At 40.7% G+C, this 25,094-nt stretch carries 22 protein-coding genes and 1 other annotated feature; of the genes, 13 read left to right on the top strand and 9 right to left on the bottom strand.

The genetic code is table 11. The annotated features are described in order from the left end of the window. Positions 1-105: 105 nt before the first annotated feature. Complete coding sequence (locus QRN39_RS12875) at positions 106-1,371, top strand: murein hydrolase activator EnvC family protein (RefSeq protein WP_284907376.1); 1,266 nt, start codon at positions 106-108, stop codon at positions 1,369-1,371. A gap of 50 nt (positions 1,372-1,421) precedes the next feature. On the opposite strand, the gene QRN39_RS12870 is transcribed toward QRN39_RS12875, so the two are convergent. Then, positions 1,422-2,162, bottom strand: a complete 741-nt coding sequence (locus tag QRN39_RS12870; RefSeq protein ID WP_003213751.1) for a sulfite exporter TauE/SafE family protein — start codon at positions 2,160-2,162, stop codon at positions 1,422-1,424. Between the two features lie 153 nt (positions 2,163-2,315). Here QRN39_RS12870 and ctpB point away from each other — a divergent pair, with 153 nt between their 5' ends. The 3 genes from ctpB to QRN39_RS12855 all read left to right on the top strand — a co-directional run bounded on the left by ctpB (position 2,316) and on the right by QRN39_RS12855 (position 5,718). After that, positions 2,316-3,764, top strand: coding sequence for a carboxy-terminal processing protease CtpB (ctpB, locus tag QRN39_RS12865; RefSeq protein WP_284907375.1), 1,449 nt, complete (start codon positions 2,316-2,318; stop codon positions 3,762-3,764). A gap of 344 nt (positions 3,765-4,108) precedes the next feature. Continuing rightward, positions 4,109-4,462 carry a swarming motility protein SwrAA gene (locus QRN39_RS12860; RefSeq protein WP_007500014.1) on the top strand — a complete coding sequence of 118 codons (354 nt, stop codon included), beginning with the start codon at positions 4,109-4,111 and terminating at the stop codon, positions 4,460-4,462. 68 nt (positions 4,463-4,530) lie between these two features. Further along, entirely contained in the window at positions 4,531-5,718 is a 1,188-nt protein-coding gene (locus tag QRN39_RS12855; RefSeq protein WP_284907374.1) for a PDZ domain-containing protein, read from the top strand. A 10-nt stretch (positions 5,719-5,728) separates the two neighbouring features. On the opposite strand, the gene QRN39_RS12850 is transcribed toward QRN39_RS12855, so the two are convergent. Then, a complete protein-coding gene (locus QRN39_RS12850) occupies positions 5,729-6,094 on the bottom strand; it encodes a winged helix-turn-helix transcriptional regulator (protein WP_050944318.1) in 366 nt (121 codons plus the stop codon). Between the two features lie 229 nt (positions 6,095-6,323). On the opposite strand from QRN39_RS12850, the gene QRN39_RS12845 reads away from it, so the two are divergent. Continuing rightward, on the top strand, positions 6,324-6,998 hold the full coding sequence (locus tag QRN39_RS12845; RefSeq protein ID WP_106032160.1) for an NAD(P)H-dependent oxidoreductase: 675 nt from the start codon (positions 6,324-6,326) through the stop codon (positions 6,996-6,998). 90 nt (positions 6,999-7,088) lie between these two features. Beyond that, positions 7,089-7,313, top strand: a binding site (T-box leader). Between the two features lie 75 nt (positions 7,314-7,388). After that, positions 7,389-8,738, top strand: a complete 1,350-nt coding sequence (locus tag QRN39_RS12840; RefSeq protein ID WP_050944314.1) for an amino acid permease — start codon at positions 7,389-7,391, stop codon at positions 8,736-8,738. 211 nt (positions 8,739-8,949) lie between these two features. Here QRN39_RS12840 and QRN39_RS12835 read toward each other — a convergent pair whose 3' ends face one another. The 6 genes from QRN39_RS12835 to QRN39_RS12810 form a co-directional block, all read right to left on the bottom strand. Beyond that, positions 8,950-10,365: a HAMP domain-containing sensor histidine kinase gene (locus QRN39_RS12835; protein ID WP_106032161.1), complete on the bottom strand. Its 1,416-nt coding sequence runs from the start codon at positions 10,363-10,365 to the stop codon at positions 8,950-8,952. Further along, on the bottom strand, positions 10,362-11,048 hold the full coding sequence (locus QRN39_RS12830; RefSeq protein WP_050944310.1) for a response regulator transcription factor: 687 nt from the start codon (positions 11,046-11,048) through the stop codon (positions 10,362-10,364). The genes QRN39_RS12835 and QRN39_RS12830 overlap by 4 nt, the downstream gene beginning before the upstream one ends. Then, positions 11,045-12,028 carry a YncE family protein gene (locus QRN39_RS12825; RefSeq protein ID WP_284907373.1) on the bottom strand — a complete coding sequence of 328 codons (984 nt, stop codon included), beginning with the start codon at positions 12,026-12,028 and terminating at the stop codon, positions 11,045-11,047. The genes QRN39_RS12830 and QRN39_RS12825 overlap by 4 nt, the downstream gene beginning before the upstream one ends. A gap of 276 nt (positions 12,029-12,304) precedes the next feature. After that, positions 12,305-13,639, bottom strand: coding sequence for an MFS transporter (locus QRN39_RS12820; protein WP_284907372.1), 1,335 nt, complete (start codon positions 13,637-13,639; stop codon positions 12,305-12,307). 40 nt (positions 13,640-13,679) lie between these two features. After that, the gene (locus tag QRN39_RS12815; RefSeq protein WP_050944304.1) at positions 13,680-14,252 is read right to left on the bottom strand and encodes a TetR/AcrR family transcriptional regulator; all 573 of its coding nucleotides are present in this window, start codon (positions 14,250-14,252) and stop codon (positions 13,680-13,682) included. Between the two features lie 90 nt (positions 14,253-14,342). Further along, complete coding sequence (locus QRN39_RS12810; RefSeq protein ID WP_284907371.1) at positions 14,343-16,874, bottom strand: PEP/pyruvate-binding domain-containing protein; 2,532 nt, start codon at positions 16,872-16,874, stop codon at positions 14,343-14,345. A gap of 284 nt (positions 16,875-17,158) precedes the next feature. On the opposite strand from QRN39_RS12810, the gene QRN39_RS12805 reads away from it, so the two are divergent. The 3 genes from QRN39_RS12805 to uvrA all read left to right on the top strand — a co-directional run bounded on the left by QRN39_RS12805 (position 17,159) and on the right by uvrA (position 22,568). After that, complete coding sequence (locus QRN39_RS12805; protein ID WP_003212837.1) at positions 17,159-17,404, top strand: CsbA family protein; 246 nt, start codon at positions 17,159-17,161, stop codon at positions 17,402-17,404. Between the two features lie 294 nt (positions 17,405-17,698). Beyond that, on the top strand, positions 17,699-19,684 hold the full coding sequence (gene uvrB, locus QRN39_RS12800) for an excinuclease ABC subunit UvrB (protein WP_050944300.1): 1,986 nt from the start codon (positions 17,699-17,701) through the stop codon (positions 19,682-19,684). 7 nt (positions 19,685-19,691) lie between these two features. Beyond that, positions 19,692-22,568: an excinuclease ABC subunit UvrA gene (gene uvrA / locus QRN39_RS12795; RefSeq protein WP_050944298.1), complete on the top strand. Its 2,877-nt coding sequence runs from the start codon at positions 19,692-19,694 to the stop codon at positions 22,566-22,568. 29 nt (positions 22,569-22,597) lie between these two features. Here the strand turns inward: uvrA and QRN39_RS12790 are convergent, their stop codons facing one another. Continuing rightward, entirely contained in the window at positions 22,598-22,828 is a 231-nt protein-coding gene (locus tag QRN39_RS12790; RefSeq protein ID WP_003213489.1) for a hypothetical protein, read from the bottom strand. A gap of 197 nt (positions 22,829-23,025) precedes the next feature. Between QRN39_RS12790 and QRN39_RS12785 the strand changes: the two genes are divergently transcribed. Genes QRN39_RS12785 through QRN39_RS12770 form a run of 4 tightly spaced genes read left to right on the top strand, consistent with a single transcriptional unit; the run spans position 23,026 to position 25,053 of the window. Further along, positions 23,026-23,361: a hypothetical protein gene (locus QRN39_RS12785; RefSeq protein ID WP_012011387.1), complete on the top strand. Its 336-nt coding sequence runs from the start codon at positions 23,026-23,028 to the stop codon at positions 23,359-23,361. A gap of 12 nt (positions 23,362-23,373) precedes the next feature. Continuing rightward, the gene (locus tag QRN39_RS12780) at positions 23,374-24,465 is read left to right on the top strand and encodes a DUF4097 family beta strand repeat-containing protein (protein WP_284907370.1); all 1,092 of its coding nucleotides are present in this window, start codon (positions 23,374-23,376) and stop codon (positions 24,463-24,465) included. Between the two features lie 6 nt (positions 24,466-24,471). Continuing rightward, positions 24,472-24,666 (top strand): PspC domain-containing protein, encoded by a 195-nt coding sequence (locus QRN39_RS12775; RefSeq protein ID WP_003213763.1) that lies wholly within the window; start codon positions 24,472-24,474, stop codon positions 24,664-24,666. Further along, positions 24,667-25,053, top strand: coding sequence for a phage holin family protein (locus QRN39_RS12770; protein ID WP_003213568.1), 387 nt, complete (start codon positions 24,667-24,669; stop codon positions 25,051-25,053). The last annotated feature ends 41 nt before the right edge of the window (positions 25,054-25,094 follow it).

Raw genomic sequence — 25,094 nt, 5'->3', positions numbered from 1 at the left:
TTTTGATGGCAGCACTCGAGAGTTTGATAGAAGGTGTGACCGGTTGAACCGATTCATCCGGTCGACTCTTCATGCAGGCAGTTGTCATAGGAGGGGAATATCGTTTTGAAAAGAAAGCTGATGATGGCTGGAATGGCAGCGTTTATTGGAACAACGTGGCTATATATTCCAGGGAACGAGAATCGTGCATTCGCATACGAAGACCTAGATCAAAAACGTCAACAAATCGAAGAGAAAACATCAAAGACTGAATCAACTTTGAAGAAAAAGAAATCAGAGCTGGCTAAGCTTGAAAAGAAAGAATCCAAGCTCAAAAAAGAAATTGAAAAGATTGACCACAAGGTAAGTGCTGCAACTGAAAAAGTCGCAGAAAAAGAAAAAGAAGTCAAACAAACGAAGCAAGAGATCAAGAAACTAAAAAAAGACATTCAAGTCATCAATGATCGAATTGAAAAAAGAAAAGCTATTTTCAAAGATCGAATTCGTTCGATGCAAAAAAGCGGCGGTACGATCAACTATTTAGATGTGCTGCTGGGTGCTCGCAGCTTTAGTGATTTTGTCGGTCGTGTTGGAGCTGTTACAACCATTGTCGAAGCAGACAAAGACATGATTACAGAACATGAAAATGATTTAAAGCTGGTGGAGCAAAAAGAAGCAGAGCTAAATAATCAGCTAAGTGGACTTGAAACATCTCTGAAAGAGCTAGAAGAGTTGAAAAAGGATTTCTCTAAACAGCAAAAAGAAAAAGAAAAAATCTTAGGGAATGTAACAGATAAAAAGAACCATGCCCATGATGAATTAGGCAAACTTGAAAATGAACAAGAAATTTTAGCGAACCAAAAAGCGGCTGTGAAGTCTGAGGAAGCACGCCGCCAAAAGGAAGAAGCAAAGAAAGCAGAACAAGCAGCTGCTGAAAAAAGTGCACCTACACCTCAAAGTGGCGGTTCAGATCAAATATCTGATACACCAGCAAGCAGCTCAGGCTTTATTAAACCAGCTGCTGGCCGATTCTCATCTGGCTTTGGCGGACGTTCTGGCGGAAACCACTTCGGATTAGATATTGCAGCAAAAGGCACAGTATCTGTCGTCGCAGCTGCATCTGGAACAGTCACGAACTCAAGCTACTCATCGAGCTACGGGAATGTGATATTCATTACGCATAATATCAATGGACAGACCTATCAAACGGTATATGCCCACCTATCTACAAGAAGTGTGTCCACAGGGCAGAGAGTCGAGCAAGGACAATTCCTTGGATATATGGGTAATACAGGCCAGTCACATGGTCAGCATCTCCATTTTGAAATTCATAAAGGATTATGGAATGGCGCAAAATCAAATGCAGTCAATCCAGCGCAATATATTCGCTAATCAAAAAGCCGATAACATCATGTTATCGGCTTTTCTTATTCTAAATAAAATTAAAATAACAGCAGTAAACCGGCAATAATAGGTGTTAACAGTACAGCCGATTTCAATAAAAGCTTCGGTGCAAGGCGTGTAAATTTTGCGCCAATATATGCACCTAATACTGTTCCGATTAAAATTTGAATGAGCAAGATAAAATCAACATAGCCCTCTGTAATATATCCAATTCCACCACCGATGGAAATTGGAATAATGACAAGCATCGTCGTACCAACTGCCTGTCGAATGGAAAGTCTCAGTAAAATCAAAAGTCCTACTTGGATAAATGGTGCGGACCCGATACCAAACATACCTGATAGCAATCCGGATACAAGTCCTAAAATAATACCCCTTATGAGCAGCTGACGTGAAGAAAGCGGCTGCTGCTCAGCTTCTTCCTTCAGAACAAATAATTTGATCATCATAAACACAGCGGATAAAAAGAGCATGCCAGCTGTTAAATAGTGCAGATTTCCTTCTGGAATAAAAGGAGCAATCTTAGCTCCTGCAAAGGAAGCCACACAAGCCAAAGCTCCGACAATCAAACCAGATTTCAGCTGAATATTCCCTTCCCTGTAGTGGCTGTATGCACCTGATAACGTCGTAAATGCCATTGCGGCTAAAGATGTCCCAAGTGCGGTATGGATAGGGATATCAAAAATTAACGTAAGCAATGCGATGACAAAACCAGCACCGCCTGCTCCTACAAATCCTAATAAAATTCCTAATAATAGCATCGTCAATATAATATACATAGCGAAGACTCCTTCTCGATCATAACAAAATAAAAATTACACCTAATAAAATAATTAGTCAAGCCTTCGCAGCAGAATGTCTTTACATGAAATCCCTTCTTCTGGCATATAATAACTCAGGTCATCAGGAAGAGTTGAAGAAGGAGGCCAAATATGAAAAAACAAATCGCATCTATTATGGCGAGTGTCATTCTATTAATCAGTGCAGGGGTGATGACGCATAAAGAGGGAACTCATGCGGAGTCACCGCAAGCAGCTGCTGCAATGGCTGGACAAGCTCAATCAAGTGATAAGGCGAAAGAGAATGGGATGGAGAAAATTGAGAAAGCCTATGACCTTATTTCGAATGAATATGTAGAGGAAGTGGATCGCCAAAAGCTGCTTGAAGGCGCCATTCAAGGAATGCTTTCAAGTTTAAATGATCCGTATTCAGTATACATGGACAAGCAAACCGCCAAGCAATTTTCTGATTCGCTTGATTCTTCTTTTGAGGGAATTGGGGCAGAGGTGGGGATGGATGAAGGAAAAATCATTATCGTCTCTGCTTTTAAAAAATCCCCTGCAGCAAAAGCAGGTCTAAAGCCGAAAGATGAAATCATCAGCATTGATGGTGAGTCGATGAAAGAAAAAAGCTTAAACGATGCTGTACTGAAAATAAGAGGGAAAAAAGGAACATCCGTCGCTCTGAAAATCAGACGAAATGGGATTGAAAAAGAGTTAACATTCCATATCAAACGAGAAGAAATCCCACTTGAAACCGTGACTTCCTCTGTGAAAGAGGTAAATGGTCATAAAACAGGCTATATCGCGATCTCAAGCTTTTCAGAAGATACTGCGAAGGATTTCACATCAAGCCTGAAACAGCTCGAGAAAAAGGGCATAGAAGGTCTTGTGCTTGATGTGAGAGGAAACCCTGGCGGCTATCTGCAAAGTGTAGAAGACATTTTGAAGCATTTTATTACAAAAGATCAGCCTTATATTCAAATTGCAGAACGGAACGGCGACAGGAAACGCTATTTTTCAAAGCGGAAAGAACAGAAGCCTTACCCAGTTAATGTCTTAATTGATAAAGGCAGTGCATCCGCTTCTGAAATACTCGCTGGTGCTATGAAAGAAGCCGGAAAATATGAAGTCGTCGGTGATGTCTCCTTTGGGAAAGGCACTGTGCAGCAGGCGGTTCCAATGGGTGACGGCAGTAACATTAAATTAACGCTGTATAAATGGCTCACGCCAAAAGGAAATTGGATTCACAAAAAAGGTGTCGTACCGACGATTGCGATTCATCAGCCAGATTACTTTACTGTAGGACCGCTTCAGCTGAAAGAACCACTCCAGCTTGATATGAACAATGAAGAAGTGAGACAAGCACAGACGCTATTAAAGGGCTTGTCATTCGACCCCGGCAGAGTAGACGGCTACTTTGATGAAGAAACGAAAAAAGCGGTATTAGCCTTCCAAAGCACATACAATCTCAACAAATCAGGTGTAATTGATCTGAAGACAGCGAAAATGATGAACAAAATGGTGGATGAAGTGAAATCCTATGAAAAAAATGATCTTCAACTGCAGACTGCACTAAAAGCACTATATCTTAAAAAATAAAGAGGCGAATAAATGCCTCTTTTTTTTGGTTCATAAGTGTCACAAACATGTAATAGTTTATTCTTAAAAATAAATTATATCGAGAAATATATTCATTTATTTTACAAAAAACATAACATTCCTTCGATTTTACCCGATAACATATTTATATAAGAGACTTTCTGTTGATTTAAACATGTCATGAAAATGAAACTTTTGAAAGTTGTATGTTACATAAATAATTCTTACAATATAAAGTAGCACTCATTTTAAATATTTTATTTTTTGCGGATATTCAGCTTGAGCATTAAGCTGTACCGAGGTTTGCGCTTTTCTTAAAAGAACTAGTAAATGGGGGTACACAATTGAAAAGGGCAAGTATTGTGAGAGAGAAAAAATATTACGAGTTGGTAGAGGAGCTTAAGAGTCGTACGAAAGATGTGACGTTTTCCGCTACAAAGGCATTAAGTCTGCTCATGCTGTTAAGCAGGTACTTGGTCAATTACACAACGGTAGAATCAGTCGACGAAATCGATGAAGACTGTGCTGAGATATACTTCAATTATTTAATGGATAATCATAAGAGACTTGGTATAAACTTAACCGACATCAAGAGGTCGATGCAGCTGCTCGGCGGCATACTAGATGTAGATGTCAATCACTACTTAAAAGATTTTTCACTGTCGAATGTCACACTTTGGATGAATCAGGAGAAATAAACCTGGTGTCAAGCATCGATTTATTTGATAGAATAAGAGAAAATGCTTGACTTGGGCGGTGAACGATAATGAGCTCGGAGTGGATGGGAGCTGGATTAAAAGCGGTCGGTCTGTTTTTAATCCACCCTCTTTTTTATTTCATGATATTAATCAGCCTGTTACATGGCTACATCCGCGTAAAGCGGGAGAGAAAAGCGTTTCAAACAAGAATAGAAGATGTATACGATGAACTTAAATTTACATATTCAAAGGGATGGATTCTAGGGATTTGCCTATCCGTCATTTCAGTAGGCTTAGGGATTGCCCTCCCGCCTGAATTCATCGTGCTGATTGCAGCGATGACCATTGTTTGCTCTTTATTCTTTAAGGCGAGTGCGCTTTCGTCTGCATACACACTCGGTTTCAGCTTTATTGCGGCACTTGGACTGATGTATTTCCAAGTGAGCCATTCATGGCTGCCGCAGCTCTCAATGATGAATACATCAGCCGTTGTTATTCTGCTAGGTCTTTTATTAATGACCGAGGGGATTCTAGCCTATCGAACGGCGCATTTACGAACATCGCCTGCAATGGTGATGAGTGCGAGAGGACTTTTGATTGGACAGCAGCGGGCAAACCGTCTGTGGCTTTTACCGCTTGTTTTGCTGATGCCGGCAGGCGAATTTACTTCTTCTCTGCCATGGTGGCCGGTGCTTCAAGTACACGATCAAAGCTTTTCATTTATTTTGATTCCATACATCATCGGTTTCGGGCAGCGGATTCAAGGATCGCTGCCAATTGTCAGCATTCAAATTACGGCACGGCGTATTCTCATGCTTGGACTCGCTGTTGCTTTACTAGGTGCTGCAAGTATTTGGTTTGAGCCGATTGCATGGGGAGCTGTATTGATAGCGATTGCCGGAAGAGCATTCCTCTCATGGAAACAGAGAGTCAACGACAATGCAGCTCCATTCTACTTCTCTAAGCGTAATCAAGGGCTAATGGTGCTGGGAATCATTCCGAATACACCTGCAGCTGATTTAAAGCTTGAGATCGGAGAAGTCATTACAAAGGTGAATGGAATTGAAGTCAAAACCGTTTCGGAATTTTACGAAGCCCTTCAAACCAATCGTGCTCTGACAAAGCTTGAGATCATTGGCTTGAATGGTCAGACAAGGTTTGAGAAACGCGCTTCTTACGAAGGGGAGCATCATCAGCTTGGCATCCTGTTTGTGAAGGATGATCCTCAGCAAGAATCAACGGCGATTTCATCATAAAAAAAAGCTGCTAGAGATGGCAGCTTTTTTCTTTTGGACGCGCTTCTTTTCCATAGGATTCGCCCCATTCACGCATAGCGAAGATGATAGGCTTTAACGTATCTCCTAAAGAAGTGAGTGAATATTCGACACGAGGAGGGACCTCCTCATAGACTTCTCTGTGAACAACGCCGTCTTGTTCTAGCTCGCGCAATTGCAGCGTAAGAACACGCTGAGAAATCCTTGGCAGAAGCCGGCGTAATTCGTTGTATCGTTTTGGACCGCAAGTCAAATGATAAAGGATCACTCCTTTCCATTTTCCTCCTATTACACTCGTTGTGGTGGAAACGGGACAGCCATGATTGACAATACTGACTGGATTGGATGGTGCACTCATCTTTACACTCCTTTCTAAGGCGAAATGGGTGATAAACGAACATGATTGTACCTAACGAACAAAAATGTGCGTACTTGAATCAAAGGAAGTTTTTCTTTTACCATAGAGGTATCACATCACACATTCGGGTTGTTTGTTTTCTTATCATAACAATTTCTATATGGGAATGGAAAGAAATTGGATTGGTGAAACTTCACACCCTAATCGTTCACTAGAAAGGATGAATACCATGCGAGACAAAGAGCAATTAAAAAAAGAAATCATTGAGGCGTATGAATTCCGTCATGCGACAAAAGAGTTTGACCCGGCGAAAAAGATTCCAGAAGATGACTTTGCGTTCATTTTAGAGACAGGAAGACTTTCGCCAAGCTCTGTCGGATTTGAGCCTTGGAAGTTCCTCGTCGTTCAAAATGAAGCATTTAGAGAGAAATTAAAAGAATATACATGGGGTGCGCAAAAGCAGCTTCCAACTGCCAGCCATTTTGTGATCATTTTGGCAAGAACAGACGCCCGGTACGATTCAGCATATGCAGAATACATCAACAAGGAAATCAAAGGAATGACAGACGAAACGTTTGAGATGGTAAAAGAACGCTACAAACAATTCCAAGAGAATGATCTTCATTTGATGGAAACTAACCGCACGCTCTTCGATTGGGCTTCCAAACAAACGTATATTGCCCTTGGAAATATGATGACAGCCGCAGCACAAATCGGCATCGATTCATGCCCTGTTGAGGGATTCAGCTACGATGAAATTCATCGTATGCTTGAGGAAGAAGGATTACTTGAAGATGGTCAGTACGACATCTCTGTCATGGCTGCCTTTGGGTATCGAGTCATTGAGCCAAAGCGCGGCAAAACGCGTCGTCCAATGGATGAAGTAGCCATTTGGATTCGTTAAAAGAAAATGTCTGAAAAAGGCTGTTGACAATTGTGTGGTTAGTCAGTATATTTAAAAAATAAAATCTTTGATAAATAGACAAATTGACTATAAAACGCTTTGACTTGAGAATAGTAAATGAATATCCGTTTTCTAAGAGAGCTGCGGGTTGGTGCAACGCAGTAAAACGAATCATTGAACTCGCTCAAGGAGCGGCAAGACTGAATGAATAGTAAGTCTTTACGTGTGACCTCCGTTATCGGGTTTCAAGTTGGATTCAGCTATGTCTGAGTCAATAAGAGTGGTAACGCGGTTGCAAGGTCAGTCGTCTCTTCAAGGAGATGACTGGCCTTTTTATATGCTTTTATCTTATATTTGTCTGAAGATTCAAATTTAAAGGAGCTATAGAAAATGGAAAAGGAACATGTGCAATTAAAACGAACAATGACGTCAAGGCATATCATGATGCTCGCACTTGGCGGTGCCATCGGTGCTGGTCTGTTTAAAGGAAGCAGTTCTGCCATTGATATCGCGGGTCCTGCTGTCATTTTGGCATATATGATTGGTGGTCTTATTTTATTATTTATTATGCAAGGACTTGCCGAAATGACAGTTGCACGACCTGGCGCTAGAACATTCCGTGATTTAATTGAACCTGTGTTAGGCAAATACCCCGCCTATTTCTTAGACTGGATCTATTGGAAAATGTGGGTGTTGAACATTGCAGCAGAAGCGATCGTGTCTGCAATCTTTATTCAGTACTGGTTCCCACAAGTACCGATTTGGACACTTGTGTTAATCATTTCACTTGTTGTGACATTGATCAATGTTTGTTCAGTCAAAATGTTTGCTGAAACAGAGTACTGGTTAGCTTCTATTAAAATTGCTGTCATTCTTTTATTTATTATCATTGGGTTAACGATGCTGTTTGTCTCATTCGGACAGCATGCAGCACCGGGATTATCCAACTTAACCGAACACGGAGGATTTTTTCCGAATGGAACAGGCGGCTTAATTGCGGCAATGCTGGTGGTCGTGTATTCATATGGCGGAACTGAAATGATTGGGGTTACATTAGCAGAAACGAAAAACCCTGAAAAAGTCATCCCAAAAGCCATTCAAAGTACATTTGTACGAATCATCGGTTTTTATGTACTTCCGTTCTTCATCATCGTCAGCTTAATTCCTTGGAATCAAGTAAACAATGAACAAGTGAGCCCATTCGTCACGGTGTTTGCAACGATTGGTGTGCCATATGCAAGTGATATCATGAACGGGATTATTCTATTAGCAATCTTGTCTTCTATGAACTCTGGTCTGTATGCTTCTTCAAGGGTACTATTTACACAGGCAATGGATGGCCGTATATGGAAGGGCTTTTCGAAGCTGTCGAAACAGCAGGTGCCAGTCAGAGCGATTCTAGTATGTACATCTACTTTGTATGTAGCCGTATTAATCTCTCTTTTTGTAGGAAGTCAAACCTTTAATTATTTAATGGGATCTTTAAGCTACACGGTCTTATTCATCTGGTTTATTATTGCTGTCGGGCATCTAAAGTCTCGAAGCGTAGCAGCACCAGGAGGATATCGCGTCAAGCTGTATCCTTTCACAACATGGTTTTCTGTCATTGCGATCATTGCCATTTTTATCGGTGTTGTATCAACAACTCCGATTGTCCAAACCTTGGTCACAATGGGTATCTATCTCATCATTACGCTTTCTTTCTTCATCAATAGAAAGCGGTTTGAAACAGCTGTTTAATTTAAAAGCGTGCAGGACTCTTGAAGAAGGTCTCGCACGCTTTTTTAATGTAGTTTTATTGTTTGAACGAAAGCAATCGACTATCCTTTTGAAAGGAATTGATGCATAAAAGTAGATGATCAAAAAGATGCCGAAAATAGCTGTTCAAATTTAGGCGACTGATGCGTATATTTGGATTAAACGAATAACCTTACCTAAAAAATCTAATTGGTTATATCGTTGGCAGGTTTTCAACGACTGGAGTATTTGGCAGCTGGATGATGGCTGTCGTACCGCATCCTGGCTCAGATTGAATATCGAACGTGCCATGATGTTTTTTCATGATTTGATAGACAATAGCTAGTCCAAGACCTGAGCCGCCATCTTTTCTCGTACGTGCCTTATTTACTCGATAAAATCGCTCAGAAACATGTGGAAGGTCTTCTTTTGGAATGCCGTTGCCCTCATCTGTCACTCTCAATTCAGCTTTATGTTGGTGAACTAGTAATTCAATCGAGACCGATTTTCCAGAGGGAGTGTAATGAATGGCATTGTCCAGTAAATTACGAACCACTTGTTGCAGCCGATCGCTATCGCCATACACAATACAATCCTCATCAAGTGTCCGTTTCAGATAAATGCCCTTTTGATTAGCGATAAATGCCATTTGATCAAGAACGTCATGAATCAGCTGAGCAAAGACGATTGGCTCCATCGTTAGTGGATAAGAATCTCCTTCTAGCTGCGCAAGGTCTAAAAGATCATGCACAAGTCGGCTTAAACGTGCGGCCTCATCCTGGATGATGTGCATTCCTTTTTTTTGATCAATGATCCCTTCTTCAATACCTTCAGCATATCCTTTCATATAACTTAGCGGAGTCCGAAGTTCGTGGGAGACATTCGCAAGAAATTCCCTGCGGTGCTGCTCAACTTTTTCAAGGGTAGAAGACAGTTTGTTAAAAGAGCGGCTCAGCTGGTTTAATTCATCTCCGTTTTTGGTCACAGCCATCCGTTTTGAAAAATCGCCAGATTCCATTTCCATCGCAATTTCTTTCATTTGATTAATTGTCCGAACGACTTTATTGGAGCTCTTATATCCGATAAAGAAAATCAGGAGCAGAATTAACAAAATGGATATGCCAAGTGTCAATCTGATTTGGACAAAGGGTTCATATACATCCGATAAGGGCATGGATAGAAAAATTGTCCCTGATAGCTCATCTTTGCTTGAGAAAACAGGGATGGCGATGCCAAGAATATCTTGATGAAACTGTGAGTGTTCTCTAATCAACACGACGGTTTCCCCTTGAAGGAGTTTTTGGCGTTCCTTGAACGTGATGAGGTTATCATTTGTGTTCGTATCAAAAGGAAGACCACTTGAAAGCTCCATTGGGTCATCTGTAAAAATAATGTTCGCCTGACTCGAGTCGTTAGCCCATTTTACTCTATCGGTAAAATACGTATCTTTCCCGTGTTGATGATAAATTTGTGCCAGCTTTTTACCTTGTAAACTTAAGGAATCAATCTGCTTATCAACATACAAGTGCTGGTATAAGTAATAGGTGAGGGCAAGAGCTGAGGCAGCAACGATTCCGGTCACTACAAGGATTAAGAAGAGCACTTTCTTTTTAATCGATAAAGGCTTCATTCTTCCTCCTCAAACTTATAGCCGACACCCCAAACGGTTTTTATATGCCGTTCCGCTCCCTTTAATTTCAGTCTCAGCGTTTTGATATGTGTATCGACTGTTCGTAAAGAGCCGCTCGTAGAATGTGATTCCCACAATTTTTGATAGAGCTGTTCTCGTGAAAACACTTGGCCTTGATTGAGTAAAAGAAACATGAGCAAATCGAATTCTCTTCTAGTTAAATTGATGGGCTCCTGATGGATATAGACTTGTCTACCATCCTGATCAATCTCCATGTCACCAAACTGTATGCGGCTGCGCTTTAGCGAAAGACCTCTAATTCGTCTCAAAGTTGTTTCAATTCTTGCTGCAAGCTCACGTAGACTGAAAGGCTTCATGATGTAGTCATCCGCACCAATTTCTAGGCCTCTAATTCGATCCTCCTCATAACTTCTAGCTGTTAAGAATAAGATGGGGATTTGAGATGTTTGCCTGATACGCTGGCAGACTTCAAATCCATCCATATCAGGCATCATGATATCTAGTACTACAAGGTCAACGGGTTCCTTTTCAAGCTGACGTAAGGCATCCATTCCATTACTAGCTGTGATGATGTGAAAGCCTTGTCTTTTTAAGAAGGATCCGATTAACTCAAGCATATCGAACTCATCGTCTACAATTAAAATATGCATTTGTTCTTTCATTTCTTTTCCTCCAACACGATAGCATAAGGTCCTGATGGGACATTCAGTCGATTTTTCATCATGAATGTATGTTTATCGATAATTGATACTGAATTGTCATCTAAGTTACTCACATATATTGATGTGGTATCAGCGGTGATATAATTCGGATTTTGACCAGTTTCAACAGAAGCAAGCTGCTTATTCGTCTCTGTATCTACTTTGTATAGCGTATGATCTCCATGACAAAGTACATATAAAGTAGAAGAATTTTTCTCTGAAAAGAATGCAACAGGCATAACGCCTAGTTTTATTTCTCGCTGCTTTTTACCTGTTTGAGGGTCGTAAGCAAAAATGCTCTTATTTAAGGTGCCTGGTTTACCGTGACCACCGATCCAAATGGATTGTCCATCAAAATGAATACCAGATGGTCGTTCAAGTACAGAGAACGTACGTATATGTTTTTCCTTCTCAATATCTATAACAGAGACAGTATGACTTTCTGCATTTAAAACAAATAAAGTACCTGACGGAGAAAGTGTCATAGAAGAAGGTAACTTTCCGGTCTTCACAGTTGCTTTTATTTTTTTACGCTGCGTATCAATAAAATAAACGACGTTTTTCTGCGAATCTGCTGCAATTAAGGTGTGAGAAGCTGCATCATATGTAAGGGAAGTCAGCCCTTTATTCACATCCATATAATCTGTTGCTGTACCTTTTTTTAAATTAATTTCGATAAGCGATTCTCCTTCTTTACTAGTTGCGATGATGACGTCTTTGTTGATTTGGATAAGATCAGTGAGCGGATGTTTTAAATCAACGGAAGAGATCATTTTATTCTTTTGTAAATCAACTATTGAAAAGGAGGCTTTTTTTAATTGAGAGATGACCGCGATCGATTGAGAGCTGCCAGGTGGAGTAAATTGCTGGTCTTTTCCACAGCCTGACAGGAATAACAATAGAGCTGATAAATAGATCACAACATATTTTACACGTTCCATTCTTCCGCTCCTTTGCGTCCTCTATTTTCAAAAAGCATACCACAAAAATTGTGAAAAAAAATCGAAGTTATCAATGCTGAAAGAGATGAAAAACAGATTTTAGGTAGATGAATGAGGACAATTCGATTTAAAGTTCCTTTTTTGTCTAGTCATGTGGCATTTTTTCATCTTTAAAAAAGGATTTTCAATATTTGATTCCTGTGCCAGCTATAGCTTACAGTGATAAAAATAATGAAAACTCCCCCGCTCTAAATTGCCATAGAGCGCAGGGAGTGATTAGGCAGAATGTCCAGATGATGGAGAGGTAGATTTCGTTTTGACGCGTTGGGATAAAAGGAAGCCAAGGATTCCTGCGCCCATTAATACAATAAATAAAGATTGGAAACCACTCATGATACCAATCAATGTCGACGAAATGATACTGCCAAAATATCGAAAGGTTGAGAAAATACCAGATGCCGAACCAGATAAGCTTTGATCAACAGCTGTTAAAGAAGCCATCTGCATACTGGTCATACCAATCCCTGATGAAATTCCACCTGCGACTAGTGTCACGATAAGCAGTGGTAAGGTTGGGTACTGACTCAGTGTAATTAACATGATGCCTGATAAAGTAAGGCAGAGAAATGAAAAGCGAATCATTTTTTTCGCGCCTTTTTTTGGATGGAGTCTTGCGCCTAATAAACCGCTAAGAGACATACAAAGAGAAAATATCGATAGAATCATACCGCTTTTTGTATGAGAAAGCGCAAGTTGTTGTTCCATAAACAGCGGCATAATGAGAAGGATGGCATACATCACAAAATTACTTAGCATGATCGACAGATTCGCATTTGTAAATGAACTGTTTTTAAATAGGGATAAATCGATAATGGGATTCTTTACTTTGCGTACATGTTTAAAGAATAAAGGAATGACAATCAATGCTAGAATGCCATAAATTAAATATTCATTTAGTAGCTGGCTTTTTGAGCATAGAATGATTGTGGCAATTCCGATGGTTAAATACAATGAACCGATCATATCTACCCTTGCATGTATGCGTGTATGCTTTATGTTTGGAATGAGCAAGACGCCGGTGACTAGTGTAAGAAACAGAAATGGAATATTTACTAAGAATATGGAATGCCAATCAAAACTCTGAATGAGAATCGATCCAATAAATGGCCCAAGTGCGGCACCAATACCAGCACCAAATCCAAAGTAACCCATTGTTTTAGATAGCTTTTCGGGTGAGACTGTTGCACGAATCAAAGCAATGCTATTCGGTGTTAAAATAGCCCCGCCAGCTGCTTGAATGGAGCGAAAGATGATGAGAAATGCTAGATTAGGTGCTAAAGCACAGCCAATCGAGCCGATTAAAAAGAGTGTCACTCCGGTTAAATACATGCGGCGGTGTCCATATATATCTCCTAACTTACCAGCGATAGGCTGTGTGACCGCCATGACAATAAGATAAATCGTGACAACCCAAGTAATGTTTGAAATGGATTGATCATAATAAGTTGATATGGATGATAAAGCGACTGCGATCATCGTTGAGTTGACCGGAACTAGTATAGCTCCAAGTAACAAAGAATAGATGATCAAATTCTCTTTTTGCAATTTCAATGTGTATACCACCTTTTGTAAAAAAGAAGAATTCCACCCTTTAAGCGGGAGAAATTCCTCTCATGAAAATGTGTGTGTATGTCTCAATAAAATCATCTTTTTGTGTTAATACGAGCTGGAAGTCTTGCTCAAGCTGCTGAATAAAAAAACCGAAATACGTACTAATGAAAATGTCTGCATAAATGTCTTCTTTTCCTTTTAAGACATGATGCAAAGCACTCATCTTTTTGAAGTATTGTATCAGCATTTCCCTTAGTTCTTGAGGATAAATTTTTTCATGACTGGTCAGATCTTTAAACATAGCCGGTTCTCGCATGCTGATATAAATGAATTCTTTTTTTGAAGTTAAATGTTCAAGGATATAGGAACCGAGAAACTTTAAATCGGTGTATAAATCCCCTTTAAATTCTGCTTCTAAGGTTTTCGTCGGCGTTGATTTCATTTTCATAATGGCAGCAATAACGCCGCGTTTGTTTTTAAAGTTGCGGAAAATTGTTGCTTCACTGACATTCGCTTTTGTGGCTATTTCTTTTGTTGTGGTTTTTTGATAGCCCTTTTCAGTCAATAAATCCATTGTTGCACGAATGATTCGTTGATTTGTAGATTTTAACAAGCATACTCACCTCAGGTTATGAATGTGTTTGCAACAAAGTAAGTATACCGATAAAACCTATGACCGCCAATATGATCCAAAACGATAAAGTTAGACACGTGCATGCTGTTTTAATATCTGAATGCGTCCATTGCTTCCATCTACTGTCACAAGGTCACCTGATTGAAGTGTTTCAGTCGCTATTCGGGTTCCTAGGACAGCTGGCATCATATACTCTCTAGCGATAATAGCTGAATGAGACAAAATGCCTCCAGCATCGGTGATGACTGCTTTTGCATCTCTAAATAAGCTCGTCCATAAAGGTGTGGTTGTTTTGCAAACTAAAATATCATCCTTTTGAAATTGTGAGAATTCCTCAGCACATGTAATGACTTTTACTCTTCCAGAAACAATGCCGCTAGATGCGCCAATTCCATAGATCATATCGCTTGTATTGTTTTCATTTTCTCTTAATGAACCGAGCATTCTTTCTACTTGCTGCAATTCAGCTTCAGTTGGGGTACCCATATAAGCTGGTGGTTGGATGGCTTCATTATCTTTCATGTCAATTTTTCTTTGTGCGATGACCGTATCAAATGATGTAGAGGTTGTGAGCGCTGTGTGTACCTCCTCATCGTAGAGGTACCATAGATCTTCTGGATGAGGGATCGCTCCTTTTTGTACAAGAAGTTCACCAATCTTTAATAGATATACCCTGGCTTTAGCATCTAACATGGCATCAATATAGAAGTGGTGATCGTCACGGATATTAGCGGCCTGTAGGGCGAATTGGTAAAGAGTCTCAAATTTCGTTTTAAACGCTTCATCCTTCACTTGGCTCATAAAATGTTCATATGTCTCTTGTCTTTTGATGACGGCTTGTGCAAATTCTTCATCAAAATCACTTTGGTGTTGAATATTGTTTCTGATGATATCTAGTATAAACTCAGGGTTTTCCACCCATGTCTCTTCCGTAAGGTCATGACTTTTAACAGATCGCCAGCCATAGACTTGAAGAAATTCTTCTAATGTCGAAATGAAGTGTCTGCCTTTTTCCGATTGAGTGAGTACATCAAGCAGTGCTGGATTCTTTTCATGGTTCATAAATGCTTGATGAAGTTCAGTATCTTGATGGACACTCTTTGCAAAATCAGATAGCTTCTTGTCTGTTTCAAGAGATTTGTTCATCACGCCTATCATCATCTCATGCAGCAGGATCACTTGTGATTGATCACCAGTATACGTCACAAGCATGTCTTCAATCATAGCCGATAAAATGACTTGAGGTATGACAATATCAAAATGATCATCGTATGCTTGTATATAAAAAGTCTTTAATTCTTCGAAGCCGACGATGGCGTCTTCAATGGTCATCGGTTCCTTCATTTTATGATCGAGTTTTTCGTAAAAGGGAAAGAAATTTTTCTCTAAAATCTCATACATACGTTCACTTAAATGCGGAAATAACTCAAATATGCTCTCATCAAAAACTGGTGCAGCTTCTGCACTTGCTTCAGGCAGTGACGGTGATGAATACAGGTGACCTCTATAAAGCTTGATATCTTTAATATTCAGATCAGGCACTTGATATTTTTCACCATTTTTCTTCATACCGCTTTTTAATGCTGGGATGATCAGGCTTGAAAAGAGAGGACTTGTTGGGCCCGGCAGATGATCGTCCATTGAGATCCAGAAATCCTGCAGCTCGTCTGGCTGCATTTGAAAAGAAGCGCCCGCTGTCTCATCCGCTGCTTTTGAGAGGGCTGCGGTAATCGGCCTGGCTTGAAGTAAATAAAATGTGCCATTTGCTATTCCAAATTCGATATCGACGCTATGACCATAAAGTGCTTCTACTTGTTTGGTGATTTGCGTGATTTCTTCTAATTGGTCATCATATAGACAAAACTGACCAGCCATTTCTTCCGTTACTGCTTGTTCAATGACACCTTCTTGATAAGGGATAATTTGCAGCTCTTTCGTTCCAAGTGATTTTTCAATAAAAAGTGTCTCTTTGTCTATAACAAATGTGTCAGGCGTCACAAGCCCGGAGACGATTGCTTCTCCTAGTCCGTAGCTTGCTGTGAGCATCATTTCATTTGTTTTTCCTGTTACGGGATTCTCACTAAAGATGACACCGGAGACGTCAGAATGGATCAATCCTTGAACGACAACAGCCATGAGCGGCATCTCTTCCTCGTTTTCATCCATCTCTTCCTTATATTCTGTCACTCTTGCTCCAAAATAAGAAGACCAGCATTCTTTGACAGCCTGTAAGAATTCTTCATTTGTTTTGATATTTAAATAGGTCTCGTACTGTCCTGCAAATGAGGCGCCTTCGAGATCTTCAGCAACAGAAGAGGATCGAACTGCAACTGAGGGATAAGTCTTCCGCAATGATTGAAAGGACGAAAGGAGTTCTGCTTCCATTTGAGAAGGAAACGATGCTTTTTTGATTTTGTCAGCAAGGTTTTGTTCAGTTGGATGCAGGTTGTGATATGAAAGAAAGCTTGAAAAGCTGTTGGTTTTGATAATAAATCCATCTGGGACTGGCAGGCCGTGATTGTTTAATTTGATTAAATTCAGGCCTTTTGCCCCTGCGAGTGCTGCGGATTCTTCAGCCGCATGAAATAAAACTGAATACATGGGAATGCCCCCTTATCCAAATAGCCAATGGTTTGTCTGTCTCTCTATCGTTTCTAAAATGATAGTGCGCACTATCATTTTAATCATAGGATTTATTGGATGTTACTGTCAAAGACGGAAAGACCTATCTTTACAAAGGGGACATTCTCACTAATTTCCTTCTATATCTATAACAAAAGTCTCCGAACAGAAAGAAAAATAGGTGAAATTGAAAACTGTGAATTGTTCAATATGCCAATCTTTACTATAATCAAGGGAGTAGACCAAGAAGAGGGAGGGTTTTTGTGATTACAAAAGCCATATTTGCACTTGTTTTTCCTTTCCTGCTCGTTATTTTATTTTCAAAGGTTACTTATAATCATTATGTGGGCATTGCATTAACAGCAGCGCTTTTATTTGCCTCGTACATGAAGGGCTATACAGAAACCTACTTTATTGTGGGATTAGATATCATTTCTTTAGTAGCTGGGGCATTATATATGGCTAAAAAAGAAATTGAAAAGAGAGAAAAGGCTGAAAAAAATCATTGATATCATCATCAAGAGCGTGTTAGGCAGAAAGATGACGTTTTATAAGCTGTGCTTACGAATTCTAGTGAGTGCAGCTTTCTTTTGTTCTCTTTTTCTGCTCATCGAATATCTCTCACCAAAATGTTCCATACTGAAAGGAAGGTTTTCGCAAGAGGGTTATTTGGTATTGAAGAGAGGGTATGACTGTATTGGAAATAAAAATCAAGTAAGAGCCGAACTTTAGTTCGTATTTTTGTGTTCTTTTATGATAATATATTCATTAGATAAATTTCGTAACGAAACGGAGGCTTTGATGTGAGTGACCGCTTTGAATTAGTTTCTAACTATCAGCCCCAAGGAGATCAGCCGAAGGCAATTGAAAAGCTTGTTGAGGGGATCCATCAGGGGAAACAGCATCAAACGCTGTTAGGTGCTACAGGTACGGGAAAGACCTTTACTGTATCCAACCTGATCAAAGAAGTGAACAAACCGACACTTGTCATTGCGCATAACAAGACACTTGCCGGTCAGCTATACAGCGAGTTCAAGGAATTTTTTCCGAATAATGCTGTCGAATATTTTGTGAGTTACTATGATTATTACCAACCAGAGGCGTATGTGCCTCAGACTGATACATTTATTGAAAAGGATGCTAGCATCAATGATGAGATTGATAAGCTGAGACACTCCGCTACGTCCTCGTTATTTGAGCGGAGAGATGTCATCATCATTGCCAGTGTCTCCTGTATTTATGGCTTAGGTTCGCCAGAGGAATACCGAGAGCTTGTGCTGTCTTTACGTACTGAAATGGAGATTGAACGCAATCAGCTTCTTCGTAAGCTGGTGGACATTCAGTATTCTCGTAATGATATAGATTTTCAGCGCGGAACCTTCCGAGTACGAGGAGACGTCGTTGAAATTTTTCCTGCTTCACGTGATGAACATTGTATCAGAGTGGAGTTTTTCGGTGATGAAATTGAACGTATTCGTGAAGTGGATGCACTCACTGGAGAAATACTCGGTGATCGTGAGCATGTGGCTATTTTCCCAGCATCTCACTTCGTCACAAGAGAAGAAAAAATGGAAAAAGCGATTATTAATATTGAACAAGAGCTTGAAGAGCAGCTCGAAAAACTTCGAGATAATGGAAAATTGCTAGAAGCGCAGCGCCTTGAGCAGCGGACAAGATATGACCTTGAGATGATGAGAGAAATGGGCTTTTGTTCAGGAATCGAGAACTACTCAAGGCACCTGACCTTGCGTCCTCCTGGTTCAACACCTTACACATTGCTTGATTATTTCCCGGATGATTTTATGATTGTTGTTGATGAGTCACATGTGACGATCCCGCAAATCCGTGCGATGTACAACGGGGACCAAGCAAGAAAGCAAGTGTTGGTTGATCACGGATTCCGTCTGCCTTCAGCACTTGATAACAGACCGCTCACCTTTGATGAGTTTGAAAAGCATATCAACCATATTGTGCATGTATCTGCCACTCCTGGTCCTTATGAGCTTGAGAAAACCCCAGAGGTTGTGGAACAAATTATTCGTCCAACAGGTTTACTTGATCCAATCATTGAAGTGCGTCCGATTGAAGGGCAAATTGATGACTTAATTGGAGAAATTCATGCGCGGGTTGAGAAAAATGAACGTGTGCTTGTGACGACGCTGACGAAGAAAATGTCTGAGGATCTTACAGATTACTTAAAAGAGATCGGAATCAAGGTCAATTATCTGCATTCAGAAATTAAGACCCTTGAGCGGATTGAGATTATTCGCGATTTGCGTCTTGGAAAATATGATGTGCTTGTGGGAATCAACCTTCTTCGTGAAGGACTGGATATTCCAGAGGTCTCGCTCGTGACGATTTTAGATGCAGATAAAGAAGGCTTCTTACGCTCTGAAAGATCCCTCATCCAGACGATAGGCCGTGCCGCGAGAAATTCGGAAGGCCGGGTCATTATGTATGCAGATAAAATGACCAAATCAATGGATATTGCGATTCAAGAAACGAAGCGAAGACGAGAGCAGCAAGAGGCGTATAATGAGAAATATGGAATTACTCCGCAAACCATCCATAAGAAAATTAGAGATGCCATTAAAGCAACAAAGATACATGAAGAATCGGAAGAATATGAAACAAATGCAGCACCAAAGCTGTCAAAAATGAGCAAAAAAGAACGAGAAAAAGTGATCGAAAAGGTCGAGATGGAAATGAAAGATGCAGCAAAAGCGCTTGATTTTGAAAAAGCAGCAGAATTAAGAGATCTATTGCTAGAGTTAAAAGCGGAAGGATGATTGCCTGATGGCTATGGAACGAATAGAGGTGAAAGGTGCTAGAGCCCACAACCTTAAAAATATTGATGTGAATATCCCGCGTGATCAGTTAGTGGTCATCACGGGTTTATCTGGTTCAGGAAAATCGTCGCTTGCCTTTGATACCATTTATGCAGAGGGTCAGCGCAGGTACGTTGAATCTCTTTCAGCGTATGCGCGCCAATTTCTCGGTCAAATGGATAAACCGGATGTAGATGCCATTGAAGGTCTTTCTCCGGCAATTAGTATTGATCAGAAGACGACGAGCCGGAACCCTAGATCAACAGTTGGAACCGTTACTGAAATCTATGATTATTTACGACTCTTGTATGCTCGAGTTGGGAAACCTATTTGTCCGATACATGGGATTGAAATTACGTCCCAAACGATTGAGCAGATGACAGATCGTATTTTAGAATATCCAGAAAGAACGAAATTGCAAGTGCTTGCGCCGGTCGTATCTGGCCGCAAGGGAACACATGTTAAAGTACTTGATCAAATTCGAAAGCAAGGCTATGTGCGAGTAAGAGTCGATGGAGAGATGGAAGATCTATCAGAAGAGATCGAGCTTGAAAAGAACAAGAAGCATTCCATTGAAGTCGTGATTGACCGAATCGTGGTGAAGGAAGGCGTTGCGGCTCGGCTGTCTGACTCCCTTGAAACGGCGCTTCGACTAGGTGAAGGCCGTGTGATGATTGACGTGATTGGACAAGAAGAGCTGTTATTCAGTGAACATCATGCCTGTCCGCACTGCGGATTTTCTATTGGTGAGCTTGAGCCGAGAATGTTTTCATTTAATAGTCCTTTTGGTGCCTGTCCGAGCTGTGATGGGCTTGGCTCTAAACTAGAAGTTGACCCTGAGCTTGTCATTCCTAATAAGGATTTGACGTTACGACAGCATGCCATTGCCCCTTGGGAGCCGCAGAGCTCACAATACTATCCTCAGCTTCTTGAGGCAGTATGCACACATTACGGCATCGACATGGACATTCCAGTGAAAGATATACCGTCGCATTTATTCGATAAAATTTTATATGGCAGCGGCTCTGAACGGATTTATTTCAAATATGAAAATGATTTTGGTCAGGTACGTGAAAATGAAATTGAATTTGAAGGTGTTCTTCGTAATATTGAACGACGCTATAAAGAAACCAGCTCTGATTATATTCGTGAGCAAATGGAGAAATATATGGCGAACCAGCCATGTCCGACATGTAAAGGATATCGTCTGAAAAAAGAGACGCTTGCGGTTCTGATCAATGGCAAACATATTGGAGAAATCACTGATTTGTCTGTCTCTGATGCCCTTGATTTATATGGTGAAATCGAGTTGTCTGAGAAAGATTTACAGATTGCTCAGCTCATTTTACGTGAAATCAAAGAGCGCTTGTCCTTCTTAAATAATGTGGGATTAGATTACCTCACATTGAGCCGCTCGGCTGGCACACTATCCGGAGGAGAGGCGCAGCGGATTCGTCTGGCGACTCAAATCGGGTCAAGGCTGACAGGTGTTCTTTATATATTAGATGAACCATCTATTGGTCTGCATCAGCGTGATAATGACCGATTGATCGGGACATTGAAAAACATGCGCGATATCGGGAATACCCTCATTGTCGTAGAGCATGATGAAGATACGATGCTAGCCGCTGATTATTTGATTGATATTGGACCTGGAGCAGGAGTTCATGGAGGAGAAGTGATTTCAGCTGGAACGCCGGAAGAAGTCATGAAGGACAAGAAATCTTTAACAGGACAATATTTATCTGGAGAGAAATTTATCCCGCTGCCGATCGAAAGAAGAAAGCCTGACGGCCGCTATATTGAGATCAAAGGTGCAAAAGAAAACAACCTGAAAAACGTCAATGCGAAGTTCCCTCTAGGCGTCTTTACAGCTGTGACTGGGGTGTCTGGTTCAGGGAAAAGTACGCTTGTGAATGAAATTCTATTAAAATCACTTGCGCAAAAACTGCACAGAGCGAAGGCGAAGCCAGGACAGCACAAAGAAATCAAAGGAATGGATCATTTAGATAAGGTGATTGATATTGATCAATCTCCAATCGGCCGTACGCCAAGATCCAACCCTGCCACGTATACAGGTGTATTTGACGATGTGCGGGATGTGTTTGCACAAACCAATGAAGCAAAGGTACGAGGGTATAAAAAAGGGAGATTCAGCTTTAACGTCAAAGGTGGACGCTGTGAGGCATGTCGCGGAGATGGCATCATTAAAATCGAAATGCACTTTTTACCTGATGTGTATGTGCCTTGTGAGGTGTGCCACGGGAAACGGTATAACCGCGAGACACTTGAGGTCACATATAAAGGGAAGAACATTGCTGATGTGCTTGAAATGACCGTGGAGGACGCACTCCAATTTTTCGAGAACATCCCGAAAATTAAGCGGAAGCTTCAAACGATTTTTGATGTTGGACTAGGGTACATTACACTTGGACAGCCTGCGACGACATTGTCCGGGGGAGAGGCCCAGCGTGTGAAATTGGCATCTGAGCTTCACCGCCGTTCAAACGGAAGGTCTCTTTATATTTTAGACGAGCCGACAACAGGTCTGCATGTGGATGATATTGCCCGTTTATTAAAAGTGCTTCAGCGTTTGGTCGAAAACGGAGATACGGTGCTAGTGATTGAGCATAACCTTGATATTATCAAGGCTGCTGATTACCTCGTTGATCTCGGACCAGAGGGCGGTGCTGGCGGCGGAACGATCATTGCCTCTGGGACTCCTGAGCAAATTGCAAAAGAAAAAGCTTCTTACACTGGTCGATACTTAAAGCCTATTTTAGAGCGTGACCGTAAACGAATGAAACAGTTGGTCAAAGAAACAGAAAGTGTGACTTCATCATAAAAAAACCCCTCGTTAAGAGGGGTTTTCTTTTATTGCGCATCTTCCTTTGGCATTAAATGACTGAGCTGCGTTAAATCCTTTAAAATATGCGTGCTGCTGCTGTCGAGCAGTACTTTTAAATAACGGATATCACCATACTGTGGATGAGACGGATGAATGGTCTCAAGCTCCCTGATCATATCGCTGTTCATGCTTTTTTGTTTCTGTATAAGGTCTAAAAGCGTTTGAGCCGTGTGGTTAGTATTATGATGATCTGTCAAAATAATTACCCCCTATAATGATAATCACCATCTTTTCAACATATTTTAAAGGGTAATCCGTGAAGAATCTACACTTAGGTGCAAAAAGATGTAATTTATGTCTAAGGTCATATGTAAATCGAATGATTTTGAAACTTTTGATACGCAATAAACGTATGAGTTAGAAAGGAATTTTCATCATGAAGGAGCGAATATATATGAATAGAGATCAGTCGATCATTGCATCAATTTGTTATTTCAGTGTATTTTTTATGCCGTTTATTGTACCGATCGTGGCATATTTTGTAGTCGACCAAAAGGAACCGAAACGGCACGCGTTGCGAGCATTATGGTCACATGTTTTGCCAGTCGCAGCGTGCGTGTTGCTGGTTTTTGGGTCTATCCCATTTTTATTGTCGACACAGGCAAGTGACTCACTTATGCCAGTGATCACGATGCTCATCTTGTCCTTTTTAGTCGCTATTGGATTTTTGATCTCTGTCATTTGGAATATCATTCAAGGTATTAAAGTACTTCAATCCATCAAATCGTAGGAGGGGCTTTGTATGAATGAAAAAGAACGCATTTTAAAATTAGTAGAAGACGGGACATTATCTGCAAAAGAAGCGATTACGCTGCTTGAAAAATTGGAGGAAAATCCGTCTGTTTCATTAGAAAAATCAACGGTTGATCACACCTTTCATGAAGAAAAAGCAGGCACGGAGAGCAAAGGAACTGGTACAGAAAATCTTGGTGCAAAGCTGTTTGGCTGGTTAGATTCTGCGGTGAAAAAGGTGAAAGACGTAGATCTTGATTTGAACTTTGGACAGTCGGTCGACGTTGAGCACATTTTTCAGTTCAAAGACGCCTCGCTCTCTCATTTAGATATTCAATTGGCGAACGGCAGTCTCAATGTGATGCCTTGGGACGATGGTGATATTCGAGCAGAATGCTATGCGAAAATCTACCGTGCAGAAGACGGAGAGCAGGCAAGACAGCAATTTCTCAATCAATTGGACTGCGGCCTCGAAGGGGATAAATTTTTTATCCGGACCGAAAAGAAGACAATGAAAGTCAATGTCACTTTATATGTGCCACGTATCCAATACGATAAAATCAAGGTTAAGCTGTTTAATGGTCCGATCCGCGGGGAAAAGCTAAAGACAAAAGAACTTACTGCGAAAACCACCAATGGTGTTGTCTCTTTTGCCTCTTTACAGGCGGAAAAGGTTGGAATTGAAACAGCAAATGGACAAATTAAACTGGCGGATCACGAGTGTGGTATGATTGAAGTAGAAACCATTAATGGGCTTATTGACCTGCGCGGGAAAAGTGAGTCAATTGATGCCCAAAGCTTTAACGGAAACATTGCTGTTCAGCTGTCGGATGAGAAGTGCCGTTCCATTTATGCGAAAACGACAACAGGCAGTGTGGACGTCCAGATCCCGCGTGCTTGTGCAGTGACCGCTGAGCTGAAAAGCAATCTTGGGTCTATTTCTCACGATTTGCTTGATGCAGAGATGATTAAAGAGAAAAATGAGACATTACAAAAAGAGAAAATGATCAAAGCCAACCAACAGGCAGTGAACAGTATATCCATTTTTGCAGAAACAAAAACAGGTTCAATACAAGTAAAGCACCAATCAGACAAGGAGTGATTCTACATGAAGAAGCTTTATCGTTCAGCAACAGATAAAAAAATAGCGGGTGTTGTTGGTGGACTTGCCGAATACTTAAGGGTCGATGCATCTCTGCTTCGCATATTAACGGTCATCATCGGATTTATGACAGCATTTATGCCAATTTTCTTGGTCTACTTCATCTGGTATTTTGTTGTTCCGGAAGAAGGCACTAACTAAATGCTTAGATGGATCGTCAGTATTTTAGTCAATGCATTACTTTTAATCGTCATTGCTGGATATTTTGATTCAGGCATTCTGCCAGGGCTTGGGAGCGTATATATTGAAGGGTTTGGCGCAGCCATTGTGGCAAGTATCATTTTATCCTTGCTCAATATTTTAGTGAAGCCGTTTTTGATCATTTTAACGCTTCCAGTAACCGTTCTTACACTAGGATTGTTCTTATTTGTGATTAATGCCATCACACTTATGATGACATCAAGTTTTATGGGCGATAGTTTTAATATTGATGGGTTTGGAACGGCCATTTGGATGGCTGTCATCTTATCCATTTTCCATCTGTTGATACAAAAAGGAATTGTGGAGCCGTTAGCGAAAAAAAGCTAACGGTTTTTTTTTGACCCATTTTGTATCGTTTCTCCGTTTCA

Source organism: Bacillus sp. lyk4-R2A-2, assembly GCF_030209735.1.
GTDB lineage: Bacteria > Bacillota > Bacilli > Bacillales > Bacillaceae > Bacillus > Bacillus pumilus.
Note: the sequence above shows the minus strand (reverse complement) of the source record. Positions and strands in the feature narration are given on the sequence as shown.

Coding starts and splice junctions, on each gene's coding strand:
- QRN39_RS12770 (WP_003213568.1), top strand. CDS start 24,667: ATGCTTAGATGGATCGTCAGTATTTTAGTCAATGCATTACTTTTAATC.
- QRN39_RS12870 (WP_003213751.1), bottom strand. CDS start 2,162: ATGTATATTATATTGACGATGCTATTATTAGGAATTTTATTAGGATTT.
- QRN39_RS12850 (WP_050944318.1), bottom strand. CDS start 6,094: ATGAGTGCACCATCCAATCCAGTCAGTATTGTCAATCATGGCTGTCCC.
- QRN39_RS12855 (WP_284907374.1), top strand. CDS start 4,531: ATGAGCTCGGAGTGGATGGGAGCTGGATTAAAAGCGGTCGGTCTGTTT.
- uvrA (WP_050944298.1), top strand. CDS start 19,692: ATGGCTATGGAACGAATAGAGGTGAAAGGTGCTAGAGCCCACAACCTT.
- QRN39_RS12810 (WP_284907371.1), bottom strand. CDS start 16,874: ATGTATTCAGTTTTATTTCATGCGGCTGAAGAATCCGCAGCACTCGCA.
- ctpB (WP_284907375.1), top strand. CDS start 2,316: ATGAAAAAACAAATCGCATCTATTATGGCGAGTGTCATTCTATTAATC.
- QRN39_RS12840 (WP_050944314.1), top strand. CDS start 7,389: ATGGAAAAGGAACATGTGCAATTAAAACGAACAATGACGTCAAGGCAT.
- QRN39_RS12780 (WP_284907370.1), top strand. CDS start 23,374: ATGAATGAAAAAGAACGCATTTTAAAATTAGTAGAAGACGGGACATTA.
- QRN39_RS12785 (WP_012011387.1), top strand. CDS start 23,026: ATGAATAGAGATCAGTCGATCATTGCATCAATTTGTTATTTCAGTGTA.
- QRN39_RS12775 (WP_003213763.1), top strand. CDS start 24,472: ATGAAGAAGCTTTATCGTTCAGCAACAGATAAAAAAATAGCGGGTGTT.
- QRN39_RS12825 (WP_284907373.1), bottom strand. CDS start 12,028: ATGGAACGTGTAAAATATGTTGTGATCTATTTATCAGCTCTATTGTTA.
- QRN39_RS12830 (WP_050944310.1), bottom strand. CDS start 11,048: ATGAAAGAACAAATGCATATTTTAATTGTAGACGATGAGTTCGATATG.
- QRN39_RS12845 (WP_106032160.1), top strand. CDS start 6,324: ATGCGAGACAAAGAGCAATTAAAAAAAGAAATCATTGAGGCGTATGAA.
- QRN39_RS12835 (WP_106032161.1), bottom strand. CDS start 10,365: ATGAAGCCTTTATCGATTAAAAAGAAAGTGCTCTTCTTAATCCTTGTA.